The 23,853-nt window shown below is 54.9% G+C and carries 29 protein-coding genes and 1 riboswitch; of the genes, 9 read left to right on the top strand and 20 right to left on the bottom strand.

Going from position 1 to position 23,853, the window contains the following annotated elements:
- The first annotated feature begins 4 nt into the window (after positions 1-4).
- The 6 genes from M0D42_RS00480 (at position 5) to M0D42_RS00455 (ending at position 4,215) form a co-directional block, all read left to right on the top strand.
- Positions 5-598, top strand: a complete 594-nt coding sequence (locus M0D42_RS00480; RefSeq protein ID WP_265019667.1) for an SH3 domain-containing protein — start codon at positions 5-7, stop codon at positions 596-598.
- A 69-nt stretch (positions 599-667) separates the two neighbouring features.
- The gene (locus tag M0D42_RS00475) at positions 668-1,495 is read left to right on the top strand and encodes an SDR family NAD(P)-dependent oxidoreductase (RefSeq protein ID WP_265019666.1); all 828 of its coding nucleotides are present in this window, start codon (positions 668-670) and stop codon (positions 1,493-1,495) included.
- 84 nt (positions 1,496-1,579) lie between these two features.
- The gene (locus M0D42_RS00470) at positions 1,580-1,783 is read left to right on the top strand and encodes a twin transmembrane helix small protein (protein ID WP_265021070.1); all 204 of its coding nucleotides are present in this window, start codon (positions 1,580-1,582) and stop codon (positions 1,781-1,783) included.
- On the top strand, positions 1,783-2,355 hold the full coding sequence (locus M0D42_RS00465; protein ID WP_265019665.1) for a cob(I)yrinic acid a,c-diamide adenosyltransferase: 573 nt from the start codon (positions 1,783-1,785) through the stop codon (positions 2,353-2,355). Before M0D42_RS00470 ends, M0D42_RS00465 begins: the two co-directional genes overlap by 1 nt.
- 172 nt (positions 2,356-2,527) lie before the next feature.
- On the top strand, positions 2,528-3,286 hold the full coding sequence (locus tag M0D42_RS00460) for an electron transfer flavoprotein subunit beta/FixA family protein (protein ID WP_265019664.1): 759 nt from the start codon (positions 2,528-2,530) through the stop codon (positions 3,284-3,286).
- Positions 3,286-4,215, top strand: a complete 930-nt coding sequence (locus tag M0D42_RS00455) for an electron transfer flavoprotein subunit alpha/FixB family protein (RefSeq protein WP_265019663.1) — start codon at positions 3,286-3,288, stop codon at positions 4,213-4,215. Before M0D42_RS00460 ends, M0D42_RS00455 begins: the two co-directional genes overlap by 1 nt.
- 29 nt (positions 4,216-4,244) lie before the next feature.
- Here the strand turns inward: M0D42_RS00455 and M0D42_RS00450 are convergent, their stop codons facing one another.
- Positions 4,245-5,168 (bottom strand): DUF6473 family protein, encoded by a 924-nt coding sequence (locus M0D42_RS00450; RefSeq protein ID WP_265021069.1) that lies wholly within the window; start codon positions 5,166-5,168, stop codon positions 4,245-4,247.
- Positions 5,169-5,326: 158 nt separating this feature from the next.
- Between M0D42_RS00450 and M0D42_RS00445 the strand changes: the two genes are divergently transcribed.
- Entirely contained in the window at positions 5,327-6,202 is an 876-nt protein-coding gene (locus M0D42_RS00445) for a 3-hydroxybutyryl-CoA dehydrogenase (RefSeq protein ID WP_265019662.1), read from the top strand.
- Between the two features lie 9 nt (positions 6,203-6,211).
- Here M0D42_RS00445 and M0D42_RS00440 read toward each other — a convergent pair whose 3' ends face one another.
- Genes M0D42_RS00440 through M0D42_RS00410 form a run of 7 tightly spaced genes read right to left on the bottom strand, consistent with a single transcriptional unit; the run spans position 6,212 to position 11,599 of the window.
- A complete protein-coding gene (locus M0D42_RS00440) occupies positions 6,212-7,099 on the bottom strand; it encodes a lysophospholipid acyltransferase family protein (protein WP_265019661.1) in 888 nt (295 codons plus the stop codon).
- Between the two features lie 52 nt (positions 7,100-7,151).
- A complete protein-coding gene (locus tag M0D42_RS00435) occupies positions 7,152-7,430 on the bottom strand; it encodes an HPr family phosphocarrier protein (RefSeq protein ID WP_265019660.1) in 279 nt (92 codons plus the stop codon).
- A 7-nt stretch (positions 7,431-7,437) separates the two neighbouring features.
- Positions 7,438-7,830, bottom strand: a complete 393-nt coding sequence (locus M0D42_RS00430) for a PTS sugar transporter subunit IIA (RefSeq protein WP_265019659.1) — start codon at positions 7,828-7,830, stop codon at positions 7,438-7,440.
- Positions 7,827-8,738 (bottom strand): RNase adapter RapZ, encoded by a 912-nt coding sequence (gene rapZ, locus M0D42_RS00425; protein WP_265019658.1) that lies wholly within the window; start codon positions 8,736-8,738, stop codon positions 7,827-7,829. Before rapZ ends, M0D42_RS00430 begins: the two co-directional genes overlap by 4 nt.
- A gap of 1 nt (position 8,739) precedes the next feature.
- A complete protein-coding gene (locus tag M0D42_RS00420) occupies positions 8,740-9,198 on the bottom strand; it encodes an HPr kinase/phosphorylase (protein WP_265019657.1) in 459 nt (152 codons plus the stop codon).
- Between the two features lie 2 nt (positions 9,199-9,200).
- Entirely contained in the window at positions 9,201-10,895 is a 1,695-nt protein-coding gene (locus M0D42_RS00415; RefSeq protein ID WP_265019656.1) for a sensor histidine kinase, read from the bottom strand.
- Complete coding sequence (locus M0D42_RS00410) at positions 10,895-11,599, bottom strand: response regulator transcription factor (RefSeq protein WP_265019655.1); 705 nt, start codon at positions 11,597-11,599, stop codon at positions 10,895-10,897. Before M0D42_RS00410 ends, M0D42_RS00415 begins: the two co-directional genes overlap by 1 nt.
- Before the next feature lie 347 nt (positions 11,600-11,946).
- Here M0D42_RS00410 and M0D42_RS00405 point away from each other — a divergent pair, with 347 nt between their 5' ends.
- On the top strand, positions 11,947-13,545 hold the full coding sequence (locus tag M0D42_RS00405; RefSeq protein WP_265019654.1) for a phosphoenolpyruvate carboxykinase: 1,599 nt from the start codon (positions 11,947-11,949) through the stop codon (positions 13,543-13,545).
- 97 nt (positions 13,546-13,642) lie between these two features.
- On the opposite strand, the gene M0D42_RS00400 is transcribed toward M0D42_RS00405, so the two are convergent.
- Genes M0D42_RS00400 through thiD form a run of 11 tightly spaced genes read right to left on the bottom strand, consistent with a single transcriptional unit; the run spans position 13,643 to position 21,684 of the window.
- Entirely contained in the window at positions 13,643-14,383 is a 741-nt protein-coding gene (locus tag M0D42_RS00400) for an ABC transporter permease (RefSeq protein ID WP_265021068.1), read from the bottom strand.
- Positions 14,380-15,033 (bottom strand): TenA family protein, encoded by a 654-nt coding sequence (locus tag M0D42_RS00395; protein ID WP_265019653.1) that lies wholly within the window; start codon positions 15,031-15,033, stop codon positions 14,380-14,382. The genes M0D42_RS00400 and M0D42_RS00395 overlap by 4 nt, the downstream gene beginning before the upstream one ends.
- Positions 15,033-15,755, bottom strand: a complete 723-nt coding sequence (locus tag M0D42_RS00390) for an ABC transporter ATP-binding protein (protein WP_265019652.1) — start codon at positions 15,753-15,755, stop codon at positions 15,033-15,035. Before M0D42_RS00390 ends, M0D42_RS00395 begins: the two co-directional genes overlap by 1 nt.
- Positions 15,752-16,420 (bottom strand): thiaminase II, encoded by a 669-nt coding sequence (gene tenA, locus M0D42_RS00385; RefSeq protein ID WP_265019651.1) that lies wholly within the window; start codon positions 16,418-16,420, stop codon positions 15,752-15,754. The genes M0D42_RS00390 and tenA overlap by 4 nt, the downstream gene beginning before the upstream one ends.
- Before the next feature lie 2 nt (positions 16,421-16,422).
- Positions 16,423-17,358 (bottom strand): ABC transporter substrate-binding protein, encoded by a 936-nt coding sequence (locus M0D42_RS00380; RefSeq protein ID WP_265019650.1) that lies wholly within the window; start codon positions 17,356-17,358, stop codon positions 16,423-16,425.
- 21 nt (positions 17,359-17,379) lie between these two features.
- Complete coding sequence (locus M0D42_RS00375; protein ID WP_265019649.1) at positions 17,380-18,351, bottom strand: HesA/MoeB/ThiF family protein; 972 nt, start codon at positions 18,349-18,351, stop codon at positions 17,380-17,382.
- Entirely contained in the window at positions 18,348-18,944 is a 597-nt protein-coding gene (locus tag M0D42_RS00370; RefSeq protein ID WP_265019648.1) for a thiamine phosphate synthase, read from the bottom strand. The genes M0D42_RS00375 and M0D42_RS00370 overlap by 4 nt, the downstream gene beginning before the upstream one ends.
- Entirely contained in the window at positions 18,941-19,714 is a 774-nt protein-coding gene (locus M0D42_RS00365) for a thiazole synthase (protein WP_265019647.1), read from the bottom strand. The genes M0D42_RS00370 and M0D42_RS00365 overlap by 4 nt, the downstream gene beginning before the upstream one ends.
- 2 nt (positions 19,715-19,716) lie before the next feature.
- Positions 19,717-19,914, bottom strand: a complete 198-nt coding sequence (gene thiS / locus M0D42_RS00360) for a sulfur carrier protein ThiS (RefSeq protein ID WP_265019646.1) — start codon at positions 19,912-19,914, stop codon at positions 19,717-19,719.
- A gap of 1 nt (position 19,915) precedes the next feature.
- Positions 19,916-20,977 (bottom strand): FAD-dependent oxidoreductase, encoded by a 1,062-nt coding sequence (locus M0D42_RS00355; protein ID WP_330221192.1) that lies wholly within the window; start codon positions 20,975-20,977, stop codon positions 19,916-19,918.
- Positions 20,887-21,684, bottom strand: a complete 798-nt coding sequence (gene thiD / locus M0D42_RS00350) for a bifunctional hydroxymethylpyrimidine kinase/phosphomethylpyrimidine kinase (RefSeq protein ID WP_265019644.1) — start codon at positions 21,682-21,684, stop codon at positions 20,887-20,889. Before thiD ends, M0D42_RS00355 begins: the two co-directional genes overlap by 91 nt.
- Positions 21,685-21,742: 58 nt before the next feature.
- Positions 21,743-21,843, bottom strand: a riboswitch (TPP riboswitch).
- Positions 21,844-22,008: 165 nt separating this feature from the next.
- On the opposite strand from thiD, the gene M0D42_RS00345 reads away from it, so the two are divergent.
- The gene (locus tag M0D42_RS00345) at positions 22,009-22,719 is read left to right on the top strand and encodes a DUF1045 domain-containing protein (RefSeq protein WP_265019643.1); all 711 of its coding nucleotides are present in this window, start codon (positions 22,009-22,011) and stop codon (positions 22,717-22,719) included.
- Here the strand turns inward: M0D42_RS00345 and M0D42_RS00340 are convergent.
- Complete coding sequence (locus M0D42_RS00340) at positions 22,716-23,825, bottom strand: THUMP domain-containing class I SAM-dependent RNA methyltransferase (RefSeq protein WP_265019642.1); 1,110 nt, start codon at positions 23,823-23,825, stop codon at positions 22,716-22,718. The two genes, M0D42_RS00345 and M0D42_RS00340, sit on opposite strands and share 4 nt — an antisense overlap.
- Positions 23,826-23,853 lie beyond the last annotated feature (28 nt).

Here is a 23,853-nt window from a genome sequence, read left to right as displayed (position 1 = left end):
GGTTATGATCAGGTTTATCGTTTTGACCTTCGCATTCATGGGTCTTGGATTTTACGAATTAAGTGGTGGTTCAGATTTTGAGCCGGCTCAATGGCGAGAGATTACTGCTCCAAAAGTGGACACGGATGCTATTGCTAAGCCTGAACCTCATCCCGTTCAGCAAGTTACCAAAGCAAAAGAAATCACTAAACCTGCGCCGCAAATCAATGTTGAACCACAAGAAAACCCTCTTGTTGTTCTTGCTGCTGTTCCAACAACACGACGTTTGGTCGGCGCTTCGGAACCGACCCCTAATCTGCAAAAGACAACCCTTGGTCCAGATCCATCCGATGTGCCCGAGGGTCGAAGCACAGATGTGATCCCAGTGAGTTTGACAACTGAAGTCCAAATCGCTCCAGATTTTCGCCGCGTGACTGGCAATCGGGTCAACATGCGCAATGGACCTGGGACCCAATACTCCGTCGTAGGAAAGCTTCTGCGAGACGATGAAGTTGAAGTTCTGCAAGATCCGGGTGTTGGGTGGGTTAAACTGCAGGTCCTGGAAACTGGGCGCATTGGGTGGATGTCAGCAAAACTTCTGACCAAAGTGAACTATTGATCTGCAAGAGCGATTGCCTGCCGCTAAATTGCATCCTACCCTGCGCGCTAGACAGCGGCAGGATAGAAAATGTCCCAAAAATCGATACTCATCACAGGGTGCTCTTCTGGCATTGGCTTGGACGCGGCACAGGGTCTGAAAGCACGCGGTTGGCGCGTTTTTGCGTCATGCCGAAAGTCAGCTGATTGTGAGCAACTGAAAGCACAGGGGTTTGAAAGCCCTTTGATCGACTATCAGGACACCGCCTCCATTCAATCGGGGCTCACTGAAGTCCTGCAATCGACCGGTGGAACGCTTGATGCACTGTTTAACAACGGCGCCTTTGCCGTTCCAGGAGCCGTTGAAGATCTTCCAACAGATGCACTTCGAAACATATTTGAAGCTAATTTCTTTGGCTGGCACGAGTTAACGAAACAAGTGATCCCAGTGATGCGCGCGCAGGGTTATGGGCGCATCATCAACAACTCTTCGATCCTCGGATTTATTCCAGCACGCTGGCGTGGGGCCTACGTCGCAACCAAATATGCGCTGGAAGGGCTGACCGATGTTCTTAGGATCGAGATGCGGGATGCTCCCATTCATGTAGTTCTAATCGAACCCGGACCGGTCACGTCGAAAATCCGTGAAAACGCGATCCCGCATTTCGAACGGTGGATTAATTGGAAGGCCTCCGCCCGCGCTGAGCAGTATGAAAAACTCACGCAGCGCCTTTATACAAAAACCGGCCCAGACCCGTTTGAACTCCCTCCAGAGGCTGTGACACGCAAACTCATCCGCGCACTAGAATCCTCCAACCCAAAACCACGCTATTATGTGACCACACCAACCTATTTGATGGGCACTTTGCGGCGTGTAGTACCATCGCGTACGCTCGACTGGCTGACGGCAAAAAGCTGAGAATTCAACTGAGACGTTCTTTCCTATCGCAATTGCATCAAAAGCGATTAAGTAGTCACCAAACGCCTGAAGGATATTCTCATGCTGCTGCAAGACCCGCTTTTCATCATTGTCGCAATCGCCACTTTGGCGGTTTTGGTCATCTTAGCGGTCGGAATTGGCGGGTTTGCCCGCGGTGGAGAGTTTAACAGGAAATACGCAAATAAGATCATGCGCCTGCGCATCGCGGCCCAGGCTGTTGCCGTCGCATTGATCCTGCTCTTTATCTTCCTGCGCGGAGGCAGCTGATGGTTGTTCTAAACAAAATTTACACACGAACAGGCGACAAGGGCACCACGGCGCTTGGCAATGGTGACCGCGTTGCAAAACATGATGCGCGTGTGAATTCCTATGGCACAAGCGATGAGTTGAACGCATTTGTGGGTGTTGCCCGTCTCGCGGCAGAAGGCACGATGGATGAGCGCCTTTCGCTCATCCAAAACGATCTGTTTGATCTTGGGGCGGACCTCTGCCGCCCTGACCTCGACAAAGATGCAGAGGCTGAGTACCCGCCTCTGCGGATGGTCGAAGCGCAGGTAAAACGACTGGAAGCCGAAATTGACGAAATGAACGGCGCGCTGTCTCCGTTGCGCAGTTTTATCCTTCCTGGTGGCTCAGCATTGGCTGCACACCTGCATGTGTGCCGCACCGTTGCACGCCGAGCAGAGCGTTTGGCAACCGAATTGTCGACCGATGCTGAAGTGAACCCACATGTGATCACATACCTCAATCGACTGTCGGATTGGTTCTTCGTCGCCGCGCGTATTGCAAATGAGAATGGCGAAAACGACGTATTGTGGGTGCCCGGCGCCAACCGCTGATGCTCGCCAACAACGTGATCACATCAGCAAACATTTAGAAAACGCGACGTCCATAAGCTTTTTTGTGACGATTTTTGTCTGTTTCGTAGTGCCGCGATTCTATATCAACTCACCTTGAGAGCATAACGTGTGAGTCGATTGAGGCTCATACATATTAAGGAGTCTGACGCCCATGAAGGTCTTGGTACCTGTCAAACGCGTAATTGACTACAACGTGAAAGTTCGCGTGAAAGCGGACGGGAGCGGTGTAGATCTCGCGAACGTAAAAATGTCCATGAACCCATTCGACGAAATCGCTGTCGAAGAAGCGATCCGTCTGAAAGAAGCGGGTAAGGCTGACGAGGTTGTGGCTGTTTCCATCGGCGTGAAGCAATCCCAGGAAACCCTGCGCACTGCACTAGCGATGGGTGCGGACCGTGCCATCCTGATCAATGCGGCTGAGGATGTTCACACTGACATCGAGCCGCTCGCTGTTGCCAAACTGCTGGCGAAGGTTGTGGAAGAAGAGCAGCCAGGTCTGGTGATCACCGGTAAGCAAGCGATCGACAACGACATGAACGCAACCGGACAGATGTTGTCTGCGATCCTGGGCTGGTCTCAGGCGGCATTCGCGTCTGAAATCGACATCGAAGGCGACAATGCGAAGGTCACCCGTGAGGTTGACGGCGGCCTGCAAACCATCGCGGTGAAAATGCCAGCGATCGTAACCGCCGACCTGCGTTTGAACGAGCCACGCTATGCGTCTCTGCCAAACATCATGAAAGCGAAGAAAAAGCCTCTGGATGAGAAGACACCTGCTGACTACGGTGTGGATGTCTCCCCTCGTTTGGAAGTTGTTAAAACAGCAGAACCAGAAGAGCGTTCTGCGGGTATCAAAGTCGGCTCTGTTGATGAGCTGGTTGCGAAACTTAAAGAAGCGGGGGCACTCTAATGGCTGTACTTCTTCTTGCTGAAGTCACCGGCGGTGAACTGGCGCTGGACGCAACTGCAAAGGCAGTGACCGCGGCGCAAGCATTGGGTGACGTGACTATTCTGGCGGCGGGTGCATCCGCAGCAGACGCTGGCGCAGCGGCCGCAAAAATCGACGGTGTTGCGAAGGTTCTGGTTGCAGAAGACGCATCTCTTGGCCACCGCCTTGCGGAACCAACAGCGGCTCTGATCGCATCTCTGGCGGGCGACTATGAGCATATCGTTGCTCCGGCGACCACAGATGCAAAGAACATCCTGCCACGCGTTGCTGCGCTGCTGGACGTGATGATCATCTCTGACGCTACAGCAGTTGTAGATGGCGCGACATTCGAGCGTCCAATCTACGCAGGTAACGCGATCCAGACTGTGAAATCTTCTGACGCGAAGAAAGTCGTGACCTTCCGCACAGCGAACTTCGACGCAGCGGGCGAAGGTGGTTCTGCAGCTGTTGAGGCGATCTCTGCGGCTGACAACCCAGGTCTGTCTGAGTGGGTTGAAGACAAGGTTGCAGAAAGCGATCGTCCAGAGCTGACCTCTGCGGGCATCGTTGTGTCTGGCGGTCGTGGCGTTGGGTCTGAAGAAGACTTCGCGCTGATCGAAAAGCTGGCGGACAAACTGGGCGCAGCTGTTGGTGCATCCCGTGCCGCGGTTGACTCTGGCTATGCAGCAAACGACCTGCAGGTTGGTCAGACCGGTAAGGTTGTTGCGCCTGATCTCTATGTAGCCGTCGGTATCTCCGGTGCGATCCAGCACTTGGCAGGTATGAAAGACTCCAAAGTGATCGTTGCGATCAACAAAGACGAAGAAGCGCCAATCTTCCAGGTTGCAGATTTCGGTCTGGTTGCGGACCTCTTTGAAGCGGTTCCAGAGCTGACTGACAAAGTCGGCTAAAGCCCCAAAATCCTACGCTAAAGGGCTCGCTAATGCGGGCCCTTTTTTGTTTTATGCGCTGGCATTCTCTCGTTCGGAACTCGATTTTTTCGCCTCACGAAGCGGGGTTCTCTATTCGATGACCCACTGAGTATTGTCTCCAAATGCTGCGACAGTTTCAGAGCCGCTTCCTCATGAGCTTGAGGGCCAAGCATTTGCTCAGCAACCTGCCGGTCCAGATCACGAAAGACCATTCCCTGCGTGCCAGCGCGACGTGCCTGTTCGCTAAGCCTGATCTGAATCACCCCGCTGACAAACGGCCGCAAGGCGTCGATCATACCGCTATCCACAAAAAGGGGATCTCGCCCCAACGAGCGCTTTGGTAACCGCGTCGGAGGCGGATGATCAGCAAACCATAAAAGCACCTTCTGACCTGGTATATGATCCAGCAAAGAGCGCATGCGTGCCGACCAAGCAGACCGCAGCTCTTCTCGTACAAATGAAAATCTTTCCACCGCCTGATGTGACACGCCCTGCAACATGTGACGCGTGAAGTTGTATTCAGAGAAATCCACGTCATGAAAAATCGACTGCATCAATGCTGAAGGCTGAAGAAACCGGTCATTTCGCCGTGGATGGACCCGATACAAGCGGTTGGAAATATTTTGCGCACCCAAAATCTGAATAACCGTGGCCTCGGCGTTGGCGGCAAAACTCAATACCTCGGATTCGTTCAAAAAAACATCCAGACCTGCATTCATGAGCCCGAAATTGACACAGGGCAAACCGATCTTACGTTCTACAAGCTGGGGATAAGGGGTTTTGATAAACTTCCCGTAAGTCTCGGTCCCCCCCAGAAACGCGACATAGCGCCCGCGCAGTGTTTTGCGCGGTCCACGAAAGTCTACCCGCGTTTTGCCATAGCGACACGGCGCATAATCCAGCACCCGCTGGTCATTTCGTTGCAAGGTCATATCGCCCACCTTTAGTCTCACCCGATGTGGAGCTTCGGCGATTCCATTTGCTAATTCCTTAAACTGACAATTCGACACAAATTCTTTCGAGCGCTGGCACTTGTGGTTCCCCCGCCACCACGCTTAAAGTCGCTGCAACTGCGAAAAGGTTGAGGCACATGGAAATCACTTCGGTTGGCGTGGTCGGCGCGGGACAAATGGGCAACGGCATCGCACATGTGATGGCGTTGGCCGGATATAACGTGGTGCTGAATGACATTTCGGAGGACAGCCTGCAGGCTGCGGTCGCCCGGATTGACAAAAACATGGAACGGCAGGTCTCGCGTGAATTGATCACAGCAGACGCAAAAGTCGACGCGCTTGGCCGGATCAAAACCACGCTCGCGCAGGAAGAGGTGGGGCAAACGGATTTGATCGTTGAAGCGGCAACCGAAAACGAAGAAATCAAATACAAGATCTTCGAAGGCCTGCTACCGCATATTCAGCCGCACACCATCCTGACCTCCAACACATCTTCCATTTCGATCACACGCCTCGCCAGTCGGACCGACCGGCCAGAGAAGTTCATGGGCTTCCACTTCATGAACCCCGTTCCGCTGATGAAGCTTGTGGAATTGATCCGAGGCATCGCGACGGATGATGACACATACGAGACTTGCCTGGGTATCGTAAATCGCTTGGATAAGACCGCGGCCTCTGCAGAGGATTTCCCAGCGTTCATTGTGAACCGCATTCTGATCCCGATGATCAATGAGGCCTGCTATACGCTATATGAAGGTGTTGGGAACGTTGCTTCCATCGACAACGCGATGAAACTGGGCGCCAATCATCCTATGGGGCCACTTGAGCTCGCAGACTTCATTGGCCTAGACACCTGTTTGGCAATTATGAACGTTCTTCACGACGGCTTGGCAGACACGAAATATCGCCCCTGCCCGCTCCTGACGAAATACGTGGAAGCAGGCTGGCTGGGTCGCAAAAGCAAGCGAGGCTTTTATGACTATCGTGGGGAAACACCCGTGCCAACGCGCTAAGGCACAGGTTTAAACTGCGTCCGAATTTTCGCCCAATGTCAGAGTATGATTGCGCAACCAAGCCATAAAGCCGCGCGGGTTGCGCTGAAGTTCAGCCATTTGCACATCATTAAGTGGCTTGCCAATAATCGGCCCTTGCGGCTTGTTGCAGGATTTGACAATCTCTCGCAGCAAAAGGCCCTGACGTAGGACCGCGGACAGCCGGTTGGCAATCTGATACCAACGCGTGTTTTCGCCTGGGAAATAAATAGGAACGACACGCGCACCAGAACGACGGATCAACTGAGCTGTAAAGACATTCCACTCACGCTCAATCACAGGCCCAAACATCGTATCGGAAGACGAAACCACACCTGATGGGAATAGGGCAACAACACCGCCTTGTTTCAGGAAATCCATCGCCTTTGCGCGCATCTCAACCATTTTGCGCTGTGCTTCTGGATCATGTGGAAAAGGTACTGGGATCATGAATGACGTGGCTGCTTCGTCCAGTCCTGTCAGAACAGAGCGTGTCAGAATTCTGTAGTCCTCACGACGGCGGCCAATCAGCTCCGCAAGAACCATACCATCGACAAGACCGTGAGGATGGTTCGCAACTACAACGATAGGGCCTTCGGTTGGGATATTATCGACCTGTGATTGCGGCGTTGTAAGTTTGACACCCATTACATCCAAAGCACCGGCCCAGAACCTCTGGCCTCGATGGTCGGCATTCATGCGTTCAAATTTGTTAACCATCCGCAAGATTGAGATCTTACCGGTAAACCACTCGATGGTTTTGATCGCGGTCGTGGTCCAGCCATCATCGAAAGAATTCGCATAGGTCAGCTGGCGACGATCATAAGTTTCGCCGTCTTCGCCTGCAGCGTCTTGTATTTGCGATGACTTATCCAACACGTTCTACTTCCTGTTCGGTCTCTTTCGGCAGCCTGACATCCTGTGCGGCTACCTAAAAGCCTTCTCCGAACTTATCCGCGACCAATGCTTCGATTGCGTCTGCCAATGCAGAGGCATCAGGTCCGGAAGTCTGTACTTCGATTGAGGTGCCACGAGATGCTGCCAACATCAGCAACCCCATAATACTGTCGCCGCCAGCACTCAACCCATCCTTGGAAACTTCTGCCGTGGCGTCAAATCCTTCGACAACCTCCACAAGCTTCGCAGAAGCGCGTGCGTGAAGCCCCTTTTCATTCACAATCTCAAGGGTCCGGGTCGTGCTTTCGGTCATAAGTTACTCAACCTGTCTTAATATTCTGACTATCGATGTACTTACGCCCCGCTTCCAACGAGACGCGCACAGCGTCAGGCACCGTCAAATGCCGGCTTTTGGCGAGTTTTATCAGCATAGGAAGGTTGGCACCATAGACGATGCGTCGATTGTCTGGGGCGCATGCGCGCAGAGAAAGATTGCTGGGAGATCCACCAAACATATCCGTTACGACCACAACGCCTTCGCCCGAATCGACCTCGTTGGCGGCAGTGCAAATCTCGTCCTGCTTCAGGGCGCGGTCGCAATCTGCCTTTATAGAGATGGCGCGAATACCGGACTGAGAGCCAACCACGTGCTCTACAGCTGCAAGATATTCCAGCGCAAGGCCCCCATGGGCCACTATGACGATTCCGATCACGCTTTTGCCACTCCGCTACCAGCTGATCCGGTCACGCCCCTCCCTTCGCGCCGGTCCAATTCGCGATGCCTAATTGACACTTGCCAGCCCTCCTGTGCAAGGGCCTCGGCAAGTTTTTCCGTTACAAATACTGAACGGTGTTGCCCGCCAGTACACCCAATACCAATGCTAAGATGCGCCTTGCCCTCATCCCGGTAGGCCGGAAGCAGAAATGCGACCATCTCGTTCAACTTATCAAAGAAGGGTGCGAATTTCTCATCTTCAGACACGTAGTTCGCAACGCGTTCATTTCTACCGTCAAAAGAACGGAGATCCGGATCCCAATAGGGATTTTTCAGGAAACGGCAATCGTGCACAATATCAACACCCTGCGGTAGCCCCCGCTTATAGCTGAAACTGGTGAGCGTAATCGACAGGAGGTTTTGCCTATCTTGTGCGAATTGCCTTTGCAGTGCTTCCCTCAGCGTGTGCACCGTGAGTTCACTGGTATCGATCAGAATATCTGCACGATCTTGAACGGGAATCAGCAGCTCCTTTTCCCGATCAATTCCGGCAATGGCACTTTCCTCGGGTGCCATTGGATGCCGCCGCCTTGTTTCGCTGTATCGGCGCTGCAAGATTTCACGACTGCAATCCAGATAAAGCAATTCCGGATCGTAGACATCGAGCTCCTTCATCAGATCAAGCAGGGCCTGAGGCGTGAAGTCTCTGTTCCGAGCATCTAGCACGAGCGCCATGGGGCGGCTCAGGCGAGGACCAGAGAAAAGTCGTTCAACCAAACCAAACGGAAGGTTATCGATGGTTTCAAATCCCAAATCCTCTAGCACTTTAATCGCCGTTGATCGCCCTGCCCCTGAGGGGCCGGTCACAAGCACCAGTCGTGGATTAGTTTTGGTCTTTGACGTCATTTTAAGCGCTACGCCCATGGGTCAGATATTGCAGGATTGCAGATGCAAAATGTGGGTGCGGCACTTTTAAAAGCAAGGGGAGTGATACACTCAATCGCGAAATCGTGTGCCACCGAGGAAGTCTATCAGGTTCCAGTCTGTCCAGATCAACACACAATGACACCTGCGCCTCATCGATCGTTGCTGCGTTGAGAATTCCAATTCCCCGCGCCTCAATCTGCCCTTTCAAATTTGGTGCAGCCTTAGCCCAAAGACAGCCTTCTTGTTCCCATAGAACGGTCTGGTCGTCCGATACCAGCTTTGCACCGCGGCTCATAAGCTCAAGCGCCAATGCGGATTTTCCACTCCCGGACCTGCCCGATATCAATACTCCCCGTCCATCAACGGCGACACAGGATGCATGCAAAAGGCCGCCCCCTTCTGGGGACGGCCGAATGTCTTCTTCATTGGGATTGCTCATTTTCAGACGGGCACTCCCACAACAAATCGTGCACCCAGAGGCTCGGAGGTGATGTCAGCTTCTGTCGGGCGAATATTCTCAGCCCAAATCACACCGCCATGCGCCTCCACGATCTGCTTGGAAATCGCGAGGCCAAGTCCTGAGTTATTGCCGAAGTCCTCATGCGGACGCTCTGAATAGAACCGATTGAAAATCTTGTTGAGCGCTTGGTCAGGAATTCCCGGGCCCGTATCTTCAACGACGACCAGAACTCGGTTCTGACGCTTGCGAACCCAGACGCGGATCGCATCGCCATCTTCGCAGAAGCTAATCGCATTGGTGATAAGGTTGACAAAAACCTGCGCCAGACGTGCTTCAAGCCCCATAATCTCAATCGGCTTACTCGGCAGATCAGAAATAAAGTCGATGCCTTTGCTTTTGGCATCTTCCCCCAAGTACTGGGTCAAATTGCCAATCATGGACACGAGGTTGAATTGCTCTTCCTCTTCCTTCACCAGCTCTGCGTCGAGTCGGGAAGCGTTAGAAATATCACTGACCAGACGATCCAAGCGGCGAACGTCATGTTCAATTACGTTCAGAAGCTTCTCACGGTGATCTTCGCGTTTGACCATACGTAGTGACCCAACTGCAGAGCGTAAGCTCGCGAGAGGGTTTTTGATCTCATGCGCCACGTCAGCTGCGAATTGCTCGTTGCTGTCGATACGCTCATAAAGCGCGCCAACCATGCCCCGCAAGGCTGTGCTTAGGCGTCCAATCTCATCCGGGCGAGCTGTCAGATCTGGAATGCGAACCCGCCCTGGGTTCACCTGACGATCATCGCGGTCCCGGCCAATTTCTGCAGCGGCTGCCAGATCGCTCAGCGGATTTGAAATCGTTGATGCCAGCACGACCGACAAACCAATTGAGACTACAATTGCAACAAGGAACATCTGCAGGACACGCTCTCGTTGCACAAGCACCAGCTGATCCACCTCGGCGGATGACTGGGTTAGAATGATAACCCCAACATCTCGACCTGACTGATCAAGCACAGAGCCCGCAGCAAAGAATGCTTCGCCATTTGCAGCCTGCAGAACATCGCGTGCAGAATCCTCAGCGAGAACGACTTGCGCAAAATCATCTAGAAGACCGGACGTGTCGCCGATGACGGTTGCGTTGTCAGAGCCAATGACAGCATTCCAAAGCCAATTCATCGCATTGGTCAAAGGTGTAGAGCGACCTTCGACGGCAGCTGCTTCAGGACCAGCAGCCTCAGCAATACGATTGCCGGCCAAGTCTATGACTACAACCCCGACACCAGCGCGCAATGGGATGCGATCCAAAGTGCCCTGAACATCTACGCCATCACCCGTGATCAAATTAACCGGCGCTCCGGCTGGCATCTGCACTTCCATAGCAGCGCCAAGAAGTTCTGCCTCAGACACTAGCGCGTCTTGATGCTGTTCGACGAAGTTTTCACGGCTGGAATTCAAATAAAGAATGCCCGCCGCCATCAGCAGCAGGGCAATCAGATTGAACGTGATGATCTTGCGGGTCAAAGGAGAACGCCGCAATGGCGTCAGGCGGCGGCGCTCACGTCGCCCCCGCATTTCTTTTTCAACCGTGGATTCAGGTGCGACCCAATCATCCCCTAGGACGACGTCGCCATCACGCCCATGCGCCATATTGCCTGCGTTTATCCCTTCGGCCAGAGCCATTATTCTTCGTTGTACCTATAGCCAATGCCATAGAGCGTCTCAATCGCAGAGAATTCTGGGTCGGCTGTGCGCATTTTCTTGCGCAGGCGTTTGATGTGGCTGTCGATGGTGCGGTCGTCAACATAGACCTGATCATCATAGGCAACATCCATCAGCTGATCGCGAGATTTCACGAATCCAGGGCGCTGCGCCAGCGCTTGCAACAGCAAGAATTCGGTCACGGTCAACGTAACATCCTTGCCCTTCCAAGACACTGCGTGCCGCAGGGGGTCCATGGAAAGCTCACCACGTTCCATGACTTTGGTTTCTTCAGTTTCGCCCGCGACAATTGCGCCGCTTTGTGCCTCCTGACGACGCAGAAGTGCGCGAATTCGCTCCACCAGAAGGCGCTGGCTAAAAGGTTTTTTGACGTAGTCGTCCGCGCCCATGCGCAGGCCGAGAACCTCATCGATCTCATCGTCTTTGGACGTCAGGAAGATCACTGGCATCGACGTCTTCTGACGTAGGCGCTGCAGAAGATCCATACCATCCATGCGGGGCATCTTGATGTCCAGCACAGCCATATCGGGAAGTTTGCGGTTAAACGCGTCCAGTGCCTGCTGGCCGTCGTTATAGGTCTCTACCTCGAAACCTTCCGCCTCAAGAGTCATGGAGACTGACGTCAGGATATTCCTGTCGTCGTCCACCAAAGCAATCTTGGACATAGGACAATTCCTCTTTACTGCTCTTTATATCTATTTTTTGCGACTATTATGCGCCGTTTTTTGCCGATCAATCAATCCCAAACCGCGAATCACCCCATTCGCACCGCTATTTTTTTCGAAAATCTTTAACCGCGTGCTAATCCTGCCACCTTATGAAATTTTGTTTCGTGGGGTTTGCGATAACATATCATTGGTTGCGCTAACGCAGCGCTATCAGTCTGTTCAATTCAAAATGCCCCATGTTAAGAGCCCTCTATCTTCCCCGTTTTGGGGTGGATCGACGCGGGTGAAATCCCCAGCGACGTTTAAAGGACCGCCGCGACCAGCGCGGCTACAGGAGTTAGACAATGACATTTGGACGGGTAAACCCGCAATTCCGCCTGGAAGATCAAGGGATCGAAGGACTGGGAAATGTCTATTATAACTATATGGAGCCAGCGCTGATCGAAACTGCGCTGAAAAATGGTGAAGGCACCCTCGGCAATGGCGGCGCTTTCCTGACAGCCACCGGTAAGTACACCGGCCGCTCCCCTAACGATAAATTTGTTGTGCGTTCCGAAAGCGTTGAGGACACCATCTGGTGGGAAAACAATGCGCCGATGGAACCTGCCGGCTTTGATGCCCTCTACGAGGACATGCTGGAGCACATGAAGGGCAAAGACTATCACGTGCAAGATCTGGTCGGCGGTGCGGACCCGCGCCATTCGATCAATGTGCGTATGATCACCGAGTTGGCTTGGCACGGTCTGTTTATCCGCACCATGCTACGTCGCCCGGACCGCGAAGATCTGGACGACTTCATCGCCGATTATACCGTGATCAACTGTCCAACTTTCCAGGCTGATCCGAAGAAACACGGTTGCCGCACGGAAACCGTCATCGCGCTGAACTTCGATCGCAAGATGATCCTGATTGGTGGCACTGAATACGCTGGTGAGAACAAGAAATCTGTCTTCACTCTGCTGAACTACCTGCTGCCTGAAAAGGGCATTATGCCGATGCACTGTTCTGCCAACCACGCAAAGGGCAACGCGGTTGATACAGCGGTATTCTTTGGCCTGTCTGGCACCGGTAAAACAACGCTTTCGGCAGATCCAGATCGCATTTTGATTGGCGATGACGAACACGGCTGGTCTGATCAGGGCACATTCAACTTCGAAGGCGGCTGCTACGCGAAGACAATCAACCTGAACGCGGAAGCGGAACCAGAGATCTACGCGACAACAACCAAGTTCGGCACAGTCATTGAAAACATGGTTTTTGATGAAGAAACCAAAGAGCTGGACTTCGAGGACGATAGTTTGGCGGCCAACATGCGTTGCGCCTATCCGCTGCACTACATCTCCAATGCGTCCCAGACCTCTATTGGCGGCCACCCAAAGAACATCATCATGCTGACATGTGATGCCTTTGGTGTACTGCCTCCAATCGCGCGTCTGACCCCCGCACAGGCGATGTATCACTTCATGTCAGGCTTCACCGCGAAAGTGGCTGGAACCGAACGTGGCGTGACAGAACCTCAGCCAACATTCTCCACTTGTTTCGGCGCGCCTTTCATGCCGCGTCGCCCGGAAGTCTACGGCAACCTTCTTCGCGAGAAGATCGCCAAGCACGGCGCGACGTGCTGGTTGGTCAATACTGGCTGGACCGGCGGCGCATATGGCACCGGTTCCCGTATGCCGATCCGCGCAACCCGCGCGCTGCTGACTGCTGCTTTGGACGGTTCCCTGGAAAATGAAGAGTTCCGCAAGGACGTGAACTTTGGTTTTGACGTACCTGTGACGGTTCCAGGTGTTGCGGAGGTTCTTTTGGACCCGCGCCGTACTTGGGATGACTCAGCTGCTTATGACGCACAGGCTGCAAAGCTTGTTCAGATGTTTGCAGACAATTTTGAGCAATACATTCCGTTCATCGACAACGACGTGAAAGCCGTCGCGATAGGCTAACTCGCGGACACGATAAAAACTGAAACCCCCGGCCAGAAATGACCGGGGGTTTTCTTTTGTCAGACATCCATAAAGGTATCGAAACTCTCAGAACGATCTAGCTTTCCGTTCGGTCCAGAAACTTTCGACAAAACTGGTCCGTCGCCGCATGCAGGCAAATGGTCATCACCGCCAATACAATTAGTGCAGCAAACATCAGGTCGATTTTGGCGCGACCATTCGCCAAGAGCATGAGGTAGCCAAGCCCCTTGGAGGCCCCCACCCATTCACCGATTATGGCGCCAATGGGCGCATAGACAGCAGCCAAGCGAAGGCCCGATGCAAAACCGGGCAGTGCCGCAGGAATGCGGATATGCCACATCACACGCCACTTTCCTGCTCCCATCACTCGCGCAAGACCAAGCCAATCCGGATTCACTCGGATCAAAGCGTCAAAGAAAGCGGATGTGACTGGAAAGTAGACAATAATCAGCGCCATGACGACTTTGGACGTCAGGCCAAATCCAAGCCAGAGGTTCAGGATGGGCGCCAAGGCGAAAACGGGCACGGCCTGAGTGAACACCAACATCGGGCGAACCAAAGCACGGGCCACGGGCGACGAGGCCAGCATGATAGCGCTGAACCCGCCGATCAATGCCCCCAGGACCAAGCCCAGCAAGACTTCGGTCAGTGTGATCCAGGCGTTTTCAAGTATGAAGACACGGCTTTTCCAAAGTGTCTCGGCAACAAGGAGTGGCCCCGGCAAGATGAACTTCTGCAGGTCACCAATCGTGACAATTGCCTGCCAGATCGCAATACCCAAAAGGGCGGAAGCTATGCCTGCCTGCCAGCTCTTCATGACGCGATTGGGAAGCCCGCCCATGCACCTTCAAAGAAAGCGCGCTCGCGTTTCACCGCTTCACAGAAGTATTCCTCGACCATTCCCTGCTGGTGGTCCTCAAGCCCATCCCAAATTTTATCGAGTTGATCGCGGAGGTATTCGACGACGCTTTCAAAGCCCTCGCCGCTATGCAAAGTGATCCATTCGCCAAGCCAGAATGGCAGATCATCAACACGATCAACAAACGGCGTCGCCCACTCCAGATAAACCCACTCAGCGACAACAAGCACTGCCAACATGATCTCATATCGACCAGATAGGCGCGCTTCTTCCATCAGGTTTTGAAAGTTCACGGTTTCCGGTGCCGGATCAGCGTTTGGCTGAATGCCGAGAGCCTCAAAGCTACGAAGGAAGTAAGTGTTTTCAGGGCCTGTGATGACACCGAGGAACTGCGCGGCGGGAACACTGTCCGCCAGAGTTGGCGCGTGGGCAATGGCCGTAGCAAGGAGACGCACGAATTGATCAATAAAAAGGTAATCCTGCTGTAGATAACCACGCATCAAATCGGGCTCGATCGTTCCGTCTGCCAATGCCGCCGTGAATGGGTGGCGCGTTGCCAGCATCCAATCTTCGGCCACCTTATTCTTTAATTTATCGGTCACCCGCATCAGGCGTCCTCCCTAAGTTGCGCAAGCAAAGCCGCTTGAACCTTCAATACATTTTCATCGTCAACAGCGCGGGGAACCTGCCCATCTGGCGGTGCGACAGCTTCAATTCCACGATCAGTCATTACAGTGATGACATGGCCAAGGCGCGCTGCCTCTGCCGGATCGTGGGTTACCAACAATACGGTCCGGTCTTCAAGAACCTCCGCGGCGAGCTCCTGCATGCGCGCTCGGTTCTTGGCGTCAAGCGCAGAGAAGGGCTCGTCCAACAAGACCACCGGGCGATCCTCCATTAAGGTGCGTGCCAATGCAACGCGTTGGCGTTGGCCACCAGACAGTTCCGTGGGTTTGCGCTTGGCTTTATCTGCAAGGCCAACACGGTCAAGAACGGTCATCACGCGCGCCTGATCGGAGCGTTCTCCACGCAACCGCGCTCCGAGAGCGACGTTTTCAGACACAGACAGCCACGGCAGCAGCAGGTCGCTTTGCGCCATGAGGGCAATGCGCCCTTCCAATGGGCCAGCATCTGACCCGAATTCGCCATTAAAGCTGACGTGTTCCGCAAGCCCTGCAAAGAGTTTGAGGACCGTTGATTTGCCGACACCACTGGAGCCCAGCAAACAGGTCCACTGCCCCGCCGCGACATGCAAGTCCAGCGTCTTGAAGATCGACGTACCGTCGATCTCCGCGCTGCCTCGCATATAGAGCGCCGGGGCTTTGGTCATGGGCGTAGCCCCATATCCCAGAAGCCGACTTCCAGTTTCGTGGCCATATCGAAACGTTTGCAAAGGGCCGCCCATCTTGGGCTCTCGGTTGGATTTGTCCCCAATCGACGTTCGACCGCTGCGTCGATCAATGCAGCAACCTCATTGCAGACACCTTGGTACTCATCGGATCCATAGGTGCCGATCCATTCGGCATAGTCACACGCATGGTCTGCGATCAGCGTTGCGCCAATCTCGCCGTACCCCAGAACGCAGGGCGCCAAAGCTGCCAGCAGGTCAAGGAAGTCACCAGAATGACCCGCGTCCAGCACATAGCGTGTATAGGCGAGGTTTTCCGGGCGTTCCTCCGCCTCGAACAGATCTTCTTCTGAAATGCCTGCTTCCGCACAGGTTTTGATGTGCAGCGCGATCTCTTCGTTGATCAGCGCATTCACCGTGCCAGCGCAGAGGCGCATCTCTTCCGGTGTATCCGCCTTGGTGATCGCCAAGGCCCAAGCGCGAGAGAAATGGATCAGAAACACATAGTCCTGCACCAGATAATGCAAAAACGCCTCGCGTGACAGCGAGCCGTCTTTCAGACCACGGACAAATTCATGATCCACGTAGGCGGGCCAGTTCTGGCCCGCCGCGTCCCGCCAAAGCGGGAAAGTTTTACCGTAAGCCATGCTTACTGAGCACCAAGGTCGACAGCCAGCTCAGACACCGGACGGGTGCCCTCTACCAGTTTTGCGTCCGCAAGGAATTGCTCGAACCGTACATAACGACCTTCGTCCAGCGCTTCCGGGCGCAGTGCGAAACGTGGCAGAGTATCTACCCATGCTTTTTCGTTCAGCTCATCTTGCAGCTCAGCAGAAGTGCCTGCGAAAATTTCCCAGCTCTCTTGCGGGTGGTTCACGATGTACTGTGTTGCCAGCTCTGTTGCCCGCAGGAAGCGGCGGGTTTTATCGGCATCCATGGTGTCTTTGTGCGCCACGTAGATCAGCTCGTCGTATGTCGGCACGCCTTCTTCTTCGATGTAGAAGCACTTGCCTTCAACGCCTTCGATTTCCATCTGGTTCAGTTCGAAGTTGCGGTATGCACCCAGAACTGCGTCCACCTGACCGGACATCAGGGATGGGGACAGGGACCAGTTCACATTGACCAGTTCGATGTCGTCCATTCCCAGACCATGGGTTTTCAAAATGGTGCCAAGCAGCGCTTCTTCAACGCCCGCAACAGAATAACCCACTTTGCCGCCTTTGAGGTCAGCCACTTCTTTGACTGGACCGTCGGCAAGTACCAACAGGCAGTTCAGAGGTGTTGCGACCAGAGTGCCGACACGCACCAAAGGCAGACCTTCTGCGACCTGCAGGTGCAGTTGTGGCTGGTAGGAAACCGCCAGATCAGCCTGACCTGCAGCAACCAGTTTTGGCGGTGCGGATGGGTCTGCCGGTGGTACGATCTCAACTTCCAGGCCTTGGTCTGCAAAGAACCCTTTCTCCTGCGCGACGATAATCGGGCCATGATCGGGGTTGATGAACCAGTCCAGCAGGACGGTCATTTTGTCAGCCGCGAAGGCCGGCGTTGCAGTCAGCATGGCTGCTGCCATCAAGAACTTTTTCATGTGTCGTCTCCGATGAATCCCTCACACATCGCCCATCGCGACGAGTGCTATTTCTCCGTTCCATACTTTCGACAGGCGTTCGGCTGCCTGCCACGCGCGCAAGCCTGATCGACAGACCAGTACCGCGCGTTGTGTCTCTTCCGGCTTTGGGCCGCTCTCTGTGCCAAAATCTGTGACCACTGCGCGCAGAGCGTCCGGCACCTTTGGGCCGGGTTCATCTGCTGCACGCAGGTCCGCGATGAAATCCGTTTCGCGGATGGACTTGGCGGAAATAAACCGGTGCTGTTGATGGGGTTCGTGCGCGCGATCAAAGCGGAAGCCCCCAAAGCGCATTGCCTCTGCGTCGTAGGTCACCAATTGCCCAAGTGGACTCGGATCTACGCCGGTGATCACCGCAAGGGCCATCTGCGCCTGCAGGCTACCAATCACGCCAACGGACGGACCAAGCACGCCGTCAGCATCGCAGCTGCCAAGCCGGTCTGGCAGGTCCGGGAATACGGCGCGCAGGCTGGGCGCTGCGCCACAAAACCCACCGCAATATCCTGCTGTACCAACCACTGAAGCACTGATCAGAGGGATGTTTGCACCCAGACAATGATCGCTGGCCACGTAAGAGGCCGCGAAACTGTCTGCGCAGTCGATCACCACGTCGACACCCGTACAAAGTTTCCAGGCATTTGCCGGTTCAAACCGAACGGTCCATTGCTCGATATGGCAGGCCGGGTTGAGCTGATCCATGTGTAAAGCAGCCGCTTCGGATTTGGGTTTGCCAATGTCACTTTCGCGGAAAATAGTCTGGCGGTGGAGATTTGACTCCTCAACTATGTCTGGATCAACCAAGCGAATATAGCTGACCCCGGCTCCAACCAGATATTGCAACACAGGCGCTGCCAAACCGCCCGCGCCAATCACCAACACCCGGGCAGACCGGATTTTCGCCTGACCTTCCGGTCCCACAGTTGGCACTTGGATTTGGCGGGCGTAGCGGCTCACTTGCAAACCTCCAGCCATTCGCGCACGCGCGCTTCCGGATCGTCATTCAATGTGATGTCCGTGACAGCCGCAACGATATCCGCTCCGGCTTCGAAAGCCCCGGGCGCTCGTTCAACAGACATACCGCCAATGGCACAGAGGGGGGTATCACTAAGCAGTTCTTTCCACTCTGTCACCTTGCCCAAACCCTGTTGGTGCCATTTCATTTTCTTCAGAATGGTCGGGTAAACCGGGCCCAATGCCACGTATTCTGGATTGAACTCTAACACGCGGTCTAATTCGGCATTGTCATGGGTAGACACACCCAGTTTCAAGCCAGCCGCACGGATGGCATCCAGATCGGCCTCATTGAGGTCTTCCTGACCGAGGTGCAGCCAGTCGCAACCCAGTTCGATGGCCAGCTCCCAATAGTCGTTCACAACCATTATGGCATCGTGTTCTGCGCAGAGCTCTTTGCCAGCCTGCAGTTGAGCTTTGACCTCAGCCATCGGTGTGTCTTTGATGCGCAGTTGCACAAGCTTCACGCCCAGCGGCAACATGCGTTCAAGCCAACGGATGTCATCAAAGACCGGATAGAAACGAGGCAGGCTCATTCGAGAAACGCCTTTCCAATAACCGGCGTAGAAGGCGCGGCCATGTCACGTGGCTCCATGGGATCGGCCTGATTGGCCAAAGCACCCGCTTCGACCGCCAATGCAAACCCTTCTGCCATGGCTGCCGGGTCGCCAGCCTTGGCAACGGCTGTGTTCAGCAGAACCGCGTCATAACCCATCTCGATCGCTTCAGCGGCTTGGCTCGGCACGCCAAGACCTGCATCAACGACCAAAGGCACATCCGGGAAATGACCGCGCAGGGAGCGTAGACCATACTTATTGTTCAGCCCCAGACCAGTACCAATGGGCGCGCCCCATGGCATCAACACCTGACACCCTGCGTTCAGCAACTTGTCACACAGCACCAAGTCTTCGGTGCAGTAAGGAAAGACCTGAAACCCATCCTCAGACAGAATGCGCGCAGCTTCAACGAGACCAAAGACATCCGGCTGCAAGGTGTCGGAATGACCAATTACCTCGAGCTTGATCCAAGGCGTGTCAAACAGCTCGCGCGCCATATGGGCGGTGGTCACGGCCTCACGCACGGAATGGCAGCCCGCTGTATTAGGCAGCAGCGCCACATCGAGTTCCTTGATCAGATCCCAAAACGCTTGGCCAGCCTGTTCGCCACCCGCCTCGCGACGCACCGACACGGTGGCGATGCCAGCTTTGGAGCGACGGAAGGCATCCGCCAAAATGGCTGGCGATGGATATTGCGCCGTGCCCAGCATCAAGCGGGATTGAATTTCAGTACCGTAGAACGTTGGCATGATCAGCCCCCCTGCCGCGGCGCGACGATCTCTAGTCGATCCCCGGCTTCAAGTTCGGTGTCCGCGCGCAGAGTTGCCGGGACAAATTCTTCGTTCAGTGCCGTCGCGACCTTGGCCTCGCCATGCCCCAACTCGACGAGGATGGCATCCAGTGTTGTCGCATTCACTTCGACCTTTTCGCCGTTCACCATGATTTTCATTTCAGGCCTCATGCCAAACTTCAGGGGTTTTCCCGTCCACAACCAACTCGCCCACCATCCGCGCCATCGCGGGGGCCAGCAGGTAACCGTGACGGAACAACCCGTTTACGTAAATTTTGCCGTCTTTTCCGGTGATCCGAGGCAGGTTGTCCGGAAATGCTGGGCGCGCGTCGACGCCGATTTCCAACAGTTCTGCTTCGCCGAAGGCCGGGTGCAGCGCATAGGCTGCGTTTAGCAGTTCCACCACAGAGCGCACGGTCGCCCGGCTGCGTTCGCCGCTTTCGATCTGAGTAGCGCCGAGCATAAAGACACCGTCGCCACGCGGGACGATGTAAAGCGGGAACCGCGGATGCAAGAGGCGCACAGGACGATCCAACGTCACATCAGACGTACGCAGGATAACCATCTCACCCTTCACACCGCGTAGCTCTGGCAGATCACCTGTTGCGGCCAGCCCCCGGCAGTCAATGACCTGCCCTTTGGATTCACCTTCGGCAACAAAAACGACGCCCTCATTGGAGAGACGCTCGCGCAGCGCCAACAGAGTGGGGCGCGGATTTAGGTGGGATTCAGAACCCATATAGAGCGCGCGTTCAAAACGTTCTGCCAGGTATGGCTCGATCTCGCCCAGCGCTGCTTTGCCAAGCATCTCATGGTTCTCTGTGCGGCGTGCAAATCGGTCCAGTTCCTGGCGGTCTCGACCAAGCGCCACAACCACGGAGCCCTTGAAGGTCAGTGCCGCGCCCATGGATTGCCACCATTCAGCCGCTTCACGACCAAGGCGCACCACGATTTCTTCGGCGACTTCTCCTTCGCAATCGGCAGCTAGCATGCCACCGGCCCACCATGAGCATCCATGCGGTCCCGGCGCACCGTTCGGATCGATGACAGTCACTTTGCAGCCACGTTTGTGCAGCTCGGCAGCAACCGTCAGCCCGACGACCCCGGAGCCAAGAATGGTGACGGTCTTACTCACGACCAGACCTCGTGGAAATGATGAACCGGCCCATGACCGTGACCGATGTCGATTTGATCCGCGGCTTTGATTGCGCCATGCAGCCAGCCATGCGCGCGTGTCAGCGCCGCTTCCAGATCAACCCCTTTGGCCAGTTCAGCTGCAATGGCTGACGACAGTGTGCAGCCCGTACCATGCGTATTGCGTGTTTCAATGCGCGGCGCGTCCAGATGCATCGCAGCTTCGGAAGTCACCAACCAGTCTCGGCAGGTTTCACCCTCAGCGTGGCCGCCTTTCATGACAACCGCCTTTGCACCAAGCTCCAAAATACGATGGCCCTGTGCTAAGACCGCATCGTCGCCAACGGCCTCGTCCTCTCCGAGTATCTTTGCTGCTTCCGGTAGATTTGGTGTGAGCACTGTCGCACGCGGCAGAAGGATCGACACCAGCGCATCCACCGCATCATCGGGCAGCAATGCAACGCCGGACTTCGACAGCATGACCGGATCAAGCACAACTGGGCCTTCAAATCCTTCCAAAGAGCTCGCCACGGTCTCGATCAATGCCGGAGACCCCAACATGCCGATTTTCACCGCATGGATGTCGATGTCATCGAGAACAGCCTTGATCTGCGCCGCCACGACTTCGTTGGAAATCGGTTCAACTGCAGTCACATCTTGAGTGTTTTGAGCCGTGATCGCCGTGATGGCACTGGTACCAAATACGCCCAGCGCGGAAAATGTCTTGAGATCAGCCTGAATGCCAGCACCGCCGCCGCTATCAGATCCCGCAATTGTCAAAGCCGCTTTGGCCATACCGTTCCCTCCGCCGTTTTGGTCATTTAGCTGAGGGGGATCCTAGTCGGGGCGTCTGCCAAGCCGTGGTTCCGTTCCCTCCGCCGGTGCTGACCGGATCAGGTTCGATGGGTTGGCTATCGCCTCTCAGCTTGCATTGAAGCACCCCAACGGATGGCGCTCAAGTAGCAACAAAAGAAGGCATGCGCAAGTCGAGGCGACGACTGGACTCCTATCGGACATCGACTGGTCTGATCGGGTTTTCCGAAGAAACTGTCATCCTATTGTCACGCCCATCTGGCAGGAGGCGAGCGTTTACACTAAGCCTGACCCAGCGGAGGGAACATGGATTTTCAACGATACGCGATCTATTACACTGCACCTGCGGGCCCATTGGCCGACTTCGGCGCGGCTTGGCTCGGCTGGGATGTTGCTTCGGGTCAGCCCGTTGATCATCCGCCCATCCGCGGTCTTGACGAAGATATCAGCAGCCTGACCAAGAATCCGCGGAAATATGGCTTTCACGGCACGATCAAACCCCCGTTTAGATTGGCCGAAGGAAAAACAGTTGAACAACTTGCATCCGCCACCGAAAGGCTGTGCAGAAATCTTGATGCTCTCACTCTGGAAGGATTGGAACTGACCCAAATTGGGCGGTTTCTCGCGCTAACGGTAATCGGCGAGACAAGGCCTCTCGCGGAACTGGCATCAAAAGTAGTGCGGTCTCTGGATGCATTCCGTGCACCACCAACAGATGCCGAGCTTGCCAAACGACGCAAAGCCAACCTCTCTGATCGTCAGGACGCCTATCTGATGGAATGGGGGTACCCCTATGTGATGGAGGAATTCCGGTTCCACCTGACCTTGACCGGGCGCTTGCAACCAAACCTCGCCAAGACCGTGCACGACATCCTAGAACCCGCCTTGGCAAATGTCTTGCCAATCCCGTTTCAGATCGCCGACCTGACCCTCGCTGGCGAAGACCAGCAGGGGCAATTCCACGAGGTTAGACGCTTCAACCTCGCTACTCAGACCGCATCCGCAGAAAAAGCCTAGAGCGGACCGGCTTGAAAAAGCTTTACCTTAAGGCCGCCATGCGGAATCGGCGGCCCATTTTGCAGGTCTGGCAACCCTGTTGCGCGGGCAAGGTCCGCGTCAGTTGTAATAATCCCAACGGTCCAACCCTTGAACGCTTCTTTCAGGCGCTTGCCCATCGCGGCATAGAGCCCGAACAGCTGCTTCTTATCCCCAATCCGCGAACCGTAGGGCGGGTTCACAATCACAATTCCTGCAGGACCATCCGGGCACTCAATGTCGCTGATGGCGGCTTGGCGGAAGACGCAGATGTCACTGACACCAGCACGCGCCGCATTGGCCCTCGCATTTTCGATCGCCCCTGCATTTCGATCAGAGCCATAGAACTGAAGGTCCGTGCTTTCTTGACTATCCGATTTCAGCTCCGCGAATTTTTCAGCATCAAACGTCGCCAAATGTTCAAAAGCAAATTCGCGCGCCCGACCAGCCTGTAAACCCAGCGCCATTTCCGCGGCTTCAATCACAAAGGTTCCAGAGCCACACACAGGATCATAGATGGGCTGCGATCCGTCAAATCCGCACTCTTGCAAAAACAAAGCCGCCAGCGTTTCACGCATCGGCGCCTTGCCAACGGCTGCCTTATGGCCGCGCTTGTGCAAGAGCTCTCCCGAACTGTCGATGCTGAGCGTCACTTGATTGTTTTCGATCCGAACCCTGACAGTGACAAGCGCGTCCGCCGAAATCGGTGCACCAAGCTCTTCAGTAATAGCGCGCTCGACCCGCTCTTTGGCGGCGCCTTCGTGGTAGATCTTGGAGCGTTTGCAATCTGCCTCAACCCGAACCGGAACGTCTGCGCGCAAGACATTGCCCCAAGCAAATTTCCGTGCCCTCTTATCCAATTCCGATAAGTGTATCGCCGAGAACGAACCGATCCGCACCAAAACCCGCGTTGCGCCGCGCAATTCCAGATTAGCGCGCCAGACATCCGTCCAGTCGCCAAAAAACTCGACACCGCCCGGCGTGGATCGCGCCTTTTTCCAACCCAGACGCCGTGTTTCGGCCTGTAGGGTCTTTTCAAGCCCCGGAGGGCAAGCAAGGAAGACGGGCATTTTGGTCGCTGAAGTCATGCAGCGTCCCTAGGTGGAAACGCCCGTC

This window comes from Cognatishimia activa (genome assembly GCF_026016445.1).
Lineage (GTDB): Bacteria > Pseudomonadota > Alphaproteobacteria > Rhodobacterales > Rhodobacteraceae > Cognatishimia > Cognatishimia activa_B.
The sequence above is the reverse complement of the archived record's forward strand: the minus strand, read 5'-3'. Positions and strand labels throughout refer to the sequence as shown.

What these genes read in the sequence shown, in the direction of transcription:
- M0D42_RS00415 (WP_265019656.1), bottom strand. Translation starts at nt 10,895, where the DNA reads ATGGCTCTGGCCGAAGGGATAAACGCAGGCAATATGGCGCATGGGCGT.
- rapZ (WP_265019658.1), bottom strand. Translation starts at nt 8,738, where the DNA reads ATGACGTCAAAGACCAAAACTAATCCACGACTGGTGCTTGTGACCGGC.
- M0D42_RS00455 (WP_265019663.1), top strand. Translation starts at nt 3,286, where the DNA reads ATGGCTGTACTTCTTCTTGCTGAAGTCACCGGCGGTGAACTGGCGCTG.
- M0D42_RS00410 (WP_265019655.1), bottom strand. Translation starts at nt 11,599, where the DNA reads ATGTCCAAGATTGCTTTGGTGGACGACGACAGGAATATCCTGACGTCA.
- thiS (WP_265019646.1), bottom strand. Translation starts at nt 19,914, where the DNA reads ATGAAAATCATGGTGAACGGCGAAAAGGTCGAAGTGAATGCGACAACA.
- M0D42_RS00480 (WP_265019667.1), top strand. Translation starts at nt 5, where the DNA reads ATGATCAGGTTTATCGTTTTGACCTTCGCATTCATGGGTCTTGGATTT.
- M0D42_RS00365 (WP_265019647.1), bottom strand. Translation starts at nt 19,714, where the DNA reads ATGCCAACGTTCTACGGTACTGAAATTCAATCCCGCTTGATGCTGGGC.
- M0D42_RS00445 (WP_265019662.1), top strand. Translation starts at nt 5,327, where the DNA reads ATGGAAATCACTTCGGTTGGCGTGGTCGGCGCGGGACAAATGGGCAAC.
- M0D42_RS00435 (WP_265019660.1), bottom strand. Translation starts at nt 7,430, where the DNA reads ATGACCGAAAGCACGACCCGGACCCTTGAGATTGTGAATGAAAAGGGG.
- thiD (WP_265019644.1), bottom strand. Translation starts at nt 21,684, where the DNA reads ATGGCCAAAGCGGCTTTGACAATTGCGGGATCTGATAGCGGCGGCGGT.
- M0D42_RS00420 (WP_265019657.1), bottom strand. Translation starts at nt 9,198, where the DNA reads ATGAGCAATCCCAATGAAGAAGACATTCGGCCGTCCCCAGAAGGGGGC.
- M0D42_RS00345 (WP_265019643.1), top strand. Translation starts at nt 22,009, where the DNA reads ATGGATTTTCAACGATACGCGATCTATTACACTGCACCTGCGGGCCCA.
- M0D42_RS00370 (WP_265019648.1), bottom strand. Translation starts at nt 18,944, where the DNA reads ATGAGCCTGCCTCGTTTCTATCCGGTCTTTGATGACATCCGTTGGCTT.
- M0D42_RS00405 (WP_265019654.1), top strand. Translation starts at nt 11,947, where the DNA reads ATGACATTTGGACGGGTAAACCCGCAATTCCGCCTGGAAGATCAAGGG.
- M0D42_RS00390 (WP_265019652.1), bottom strand. Translation starts at nt 15,755, where the DNA reads ATGACCAAAGCCCCGGCGCTCTATATGCGAGGCAGCGCGGAGATCGAC.
- M0D42_RS00475 (WP_265019666.1), top strand. Translation starts at nt 668, where the DNA reads ATGTCCCAAAAATCGATACTCATCACAGGGTGCTCTTCTGGCATTGGC.
- tenA (WP_265019651.1), bottom strand. Translation starts at nt 16,420, where the DNA reads ATGGCTTACGGTAAAACTTTCCCGCTTTGGCGGGACGCGGCGGGCCAG.
- M0D42_RS00340 (WP_265019642.1), bottom strand. Translation starts at nt 23,825, where the DNA reads ATGACTTCAGCGACCAAAATGCCCGTCTTCCTTGCTTGCCCTCCGGGG.
- M0D42_RS00465 (WP_265019665.1), top strand. Translation starts at nt 1,783, where the DNA reads ATGGTTGTTCTAAACAAAATTTACACACGAACAGGCGACAAGGGCACC.
- M0D42_RS00380 (WP_265019650.1), bottom strand. Translation starts at nt 17,358, where the DNA reads ATGAAAAAGTTCTTGATGGCAGCAGCCATGCTGACTGCAACGCCGGCC.
- M0D42_RS00460 (WP_265019664.1), top strand. Translation starts at nt 2,528, where the DNA reads ATGAAGGTCTTGGTACCTGTCAAACGCGTAATTGACTACAACGTGAAA.
- M0D42_RS00400 (WP_265021068.1), bottom strand. Translation starts at nt 14,383, where the DNA reads ATGAAGAGCTGGCAGGCAGGCATAGCTTCCGCCCTTTTGGGTATTGCG.
- M0D42_RS00450 (WP_265021069.1), bottom strand. Translation starts at nt 5,168, where the DNA reads ATGACCTTGCAACGAAATGACCAGCGGGTGCTGGATTATGCGCCGTGT.
- M0D42_RS00395 (WP_265019653.1), bottom strand. Translation starts at nt 15,033, where the DNA reads ATGCGGGTGACCGATAAATTAAAGAATAAGGTGGCCGAAGATTGGATG.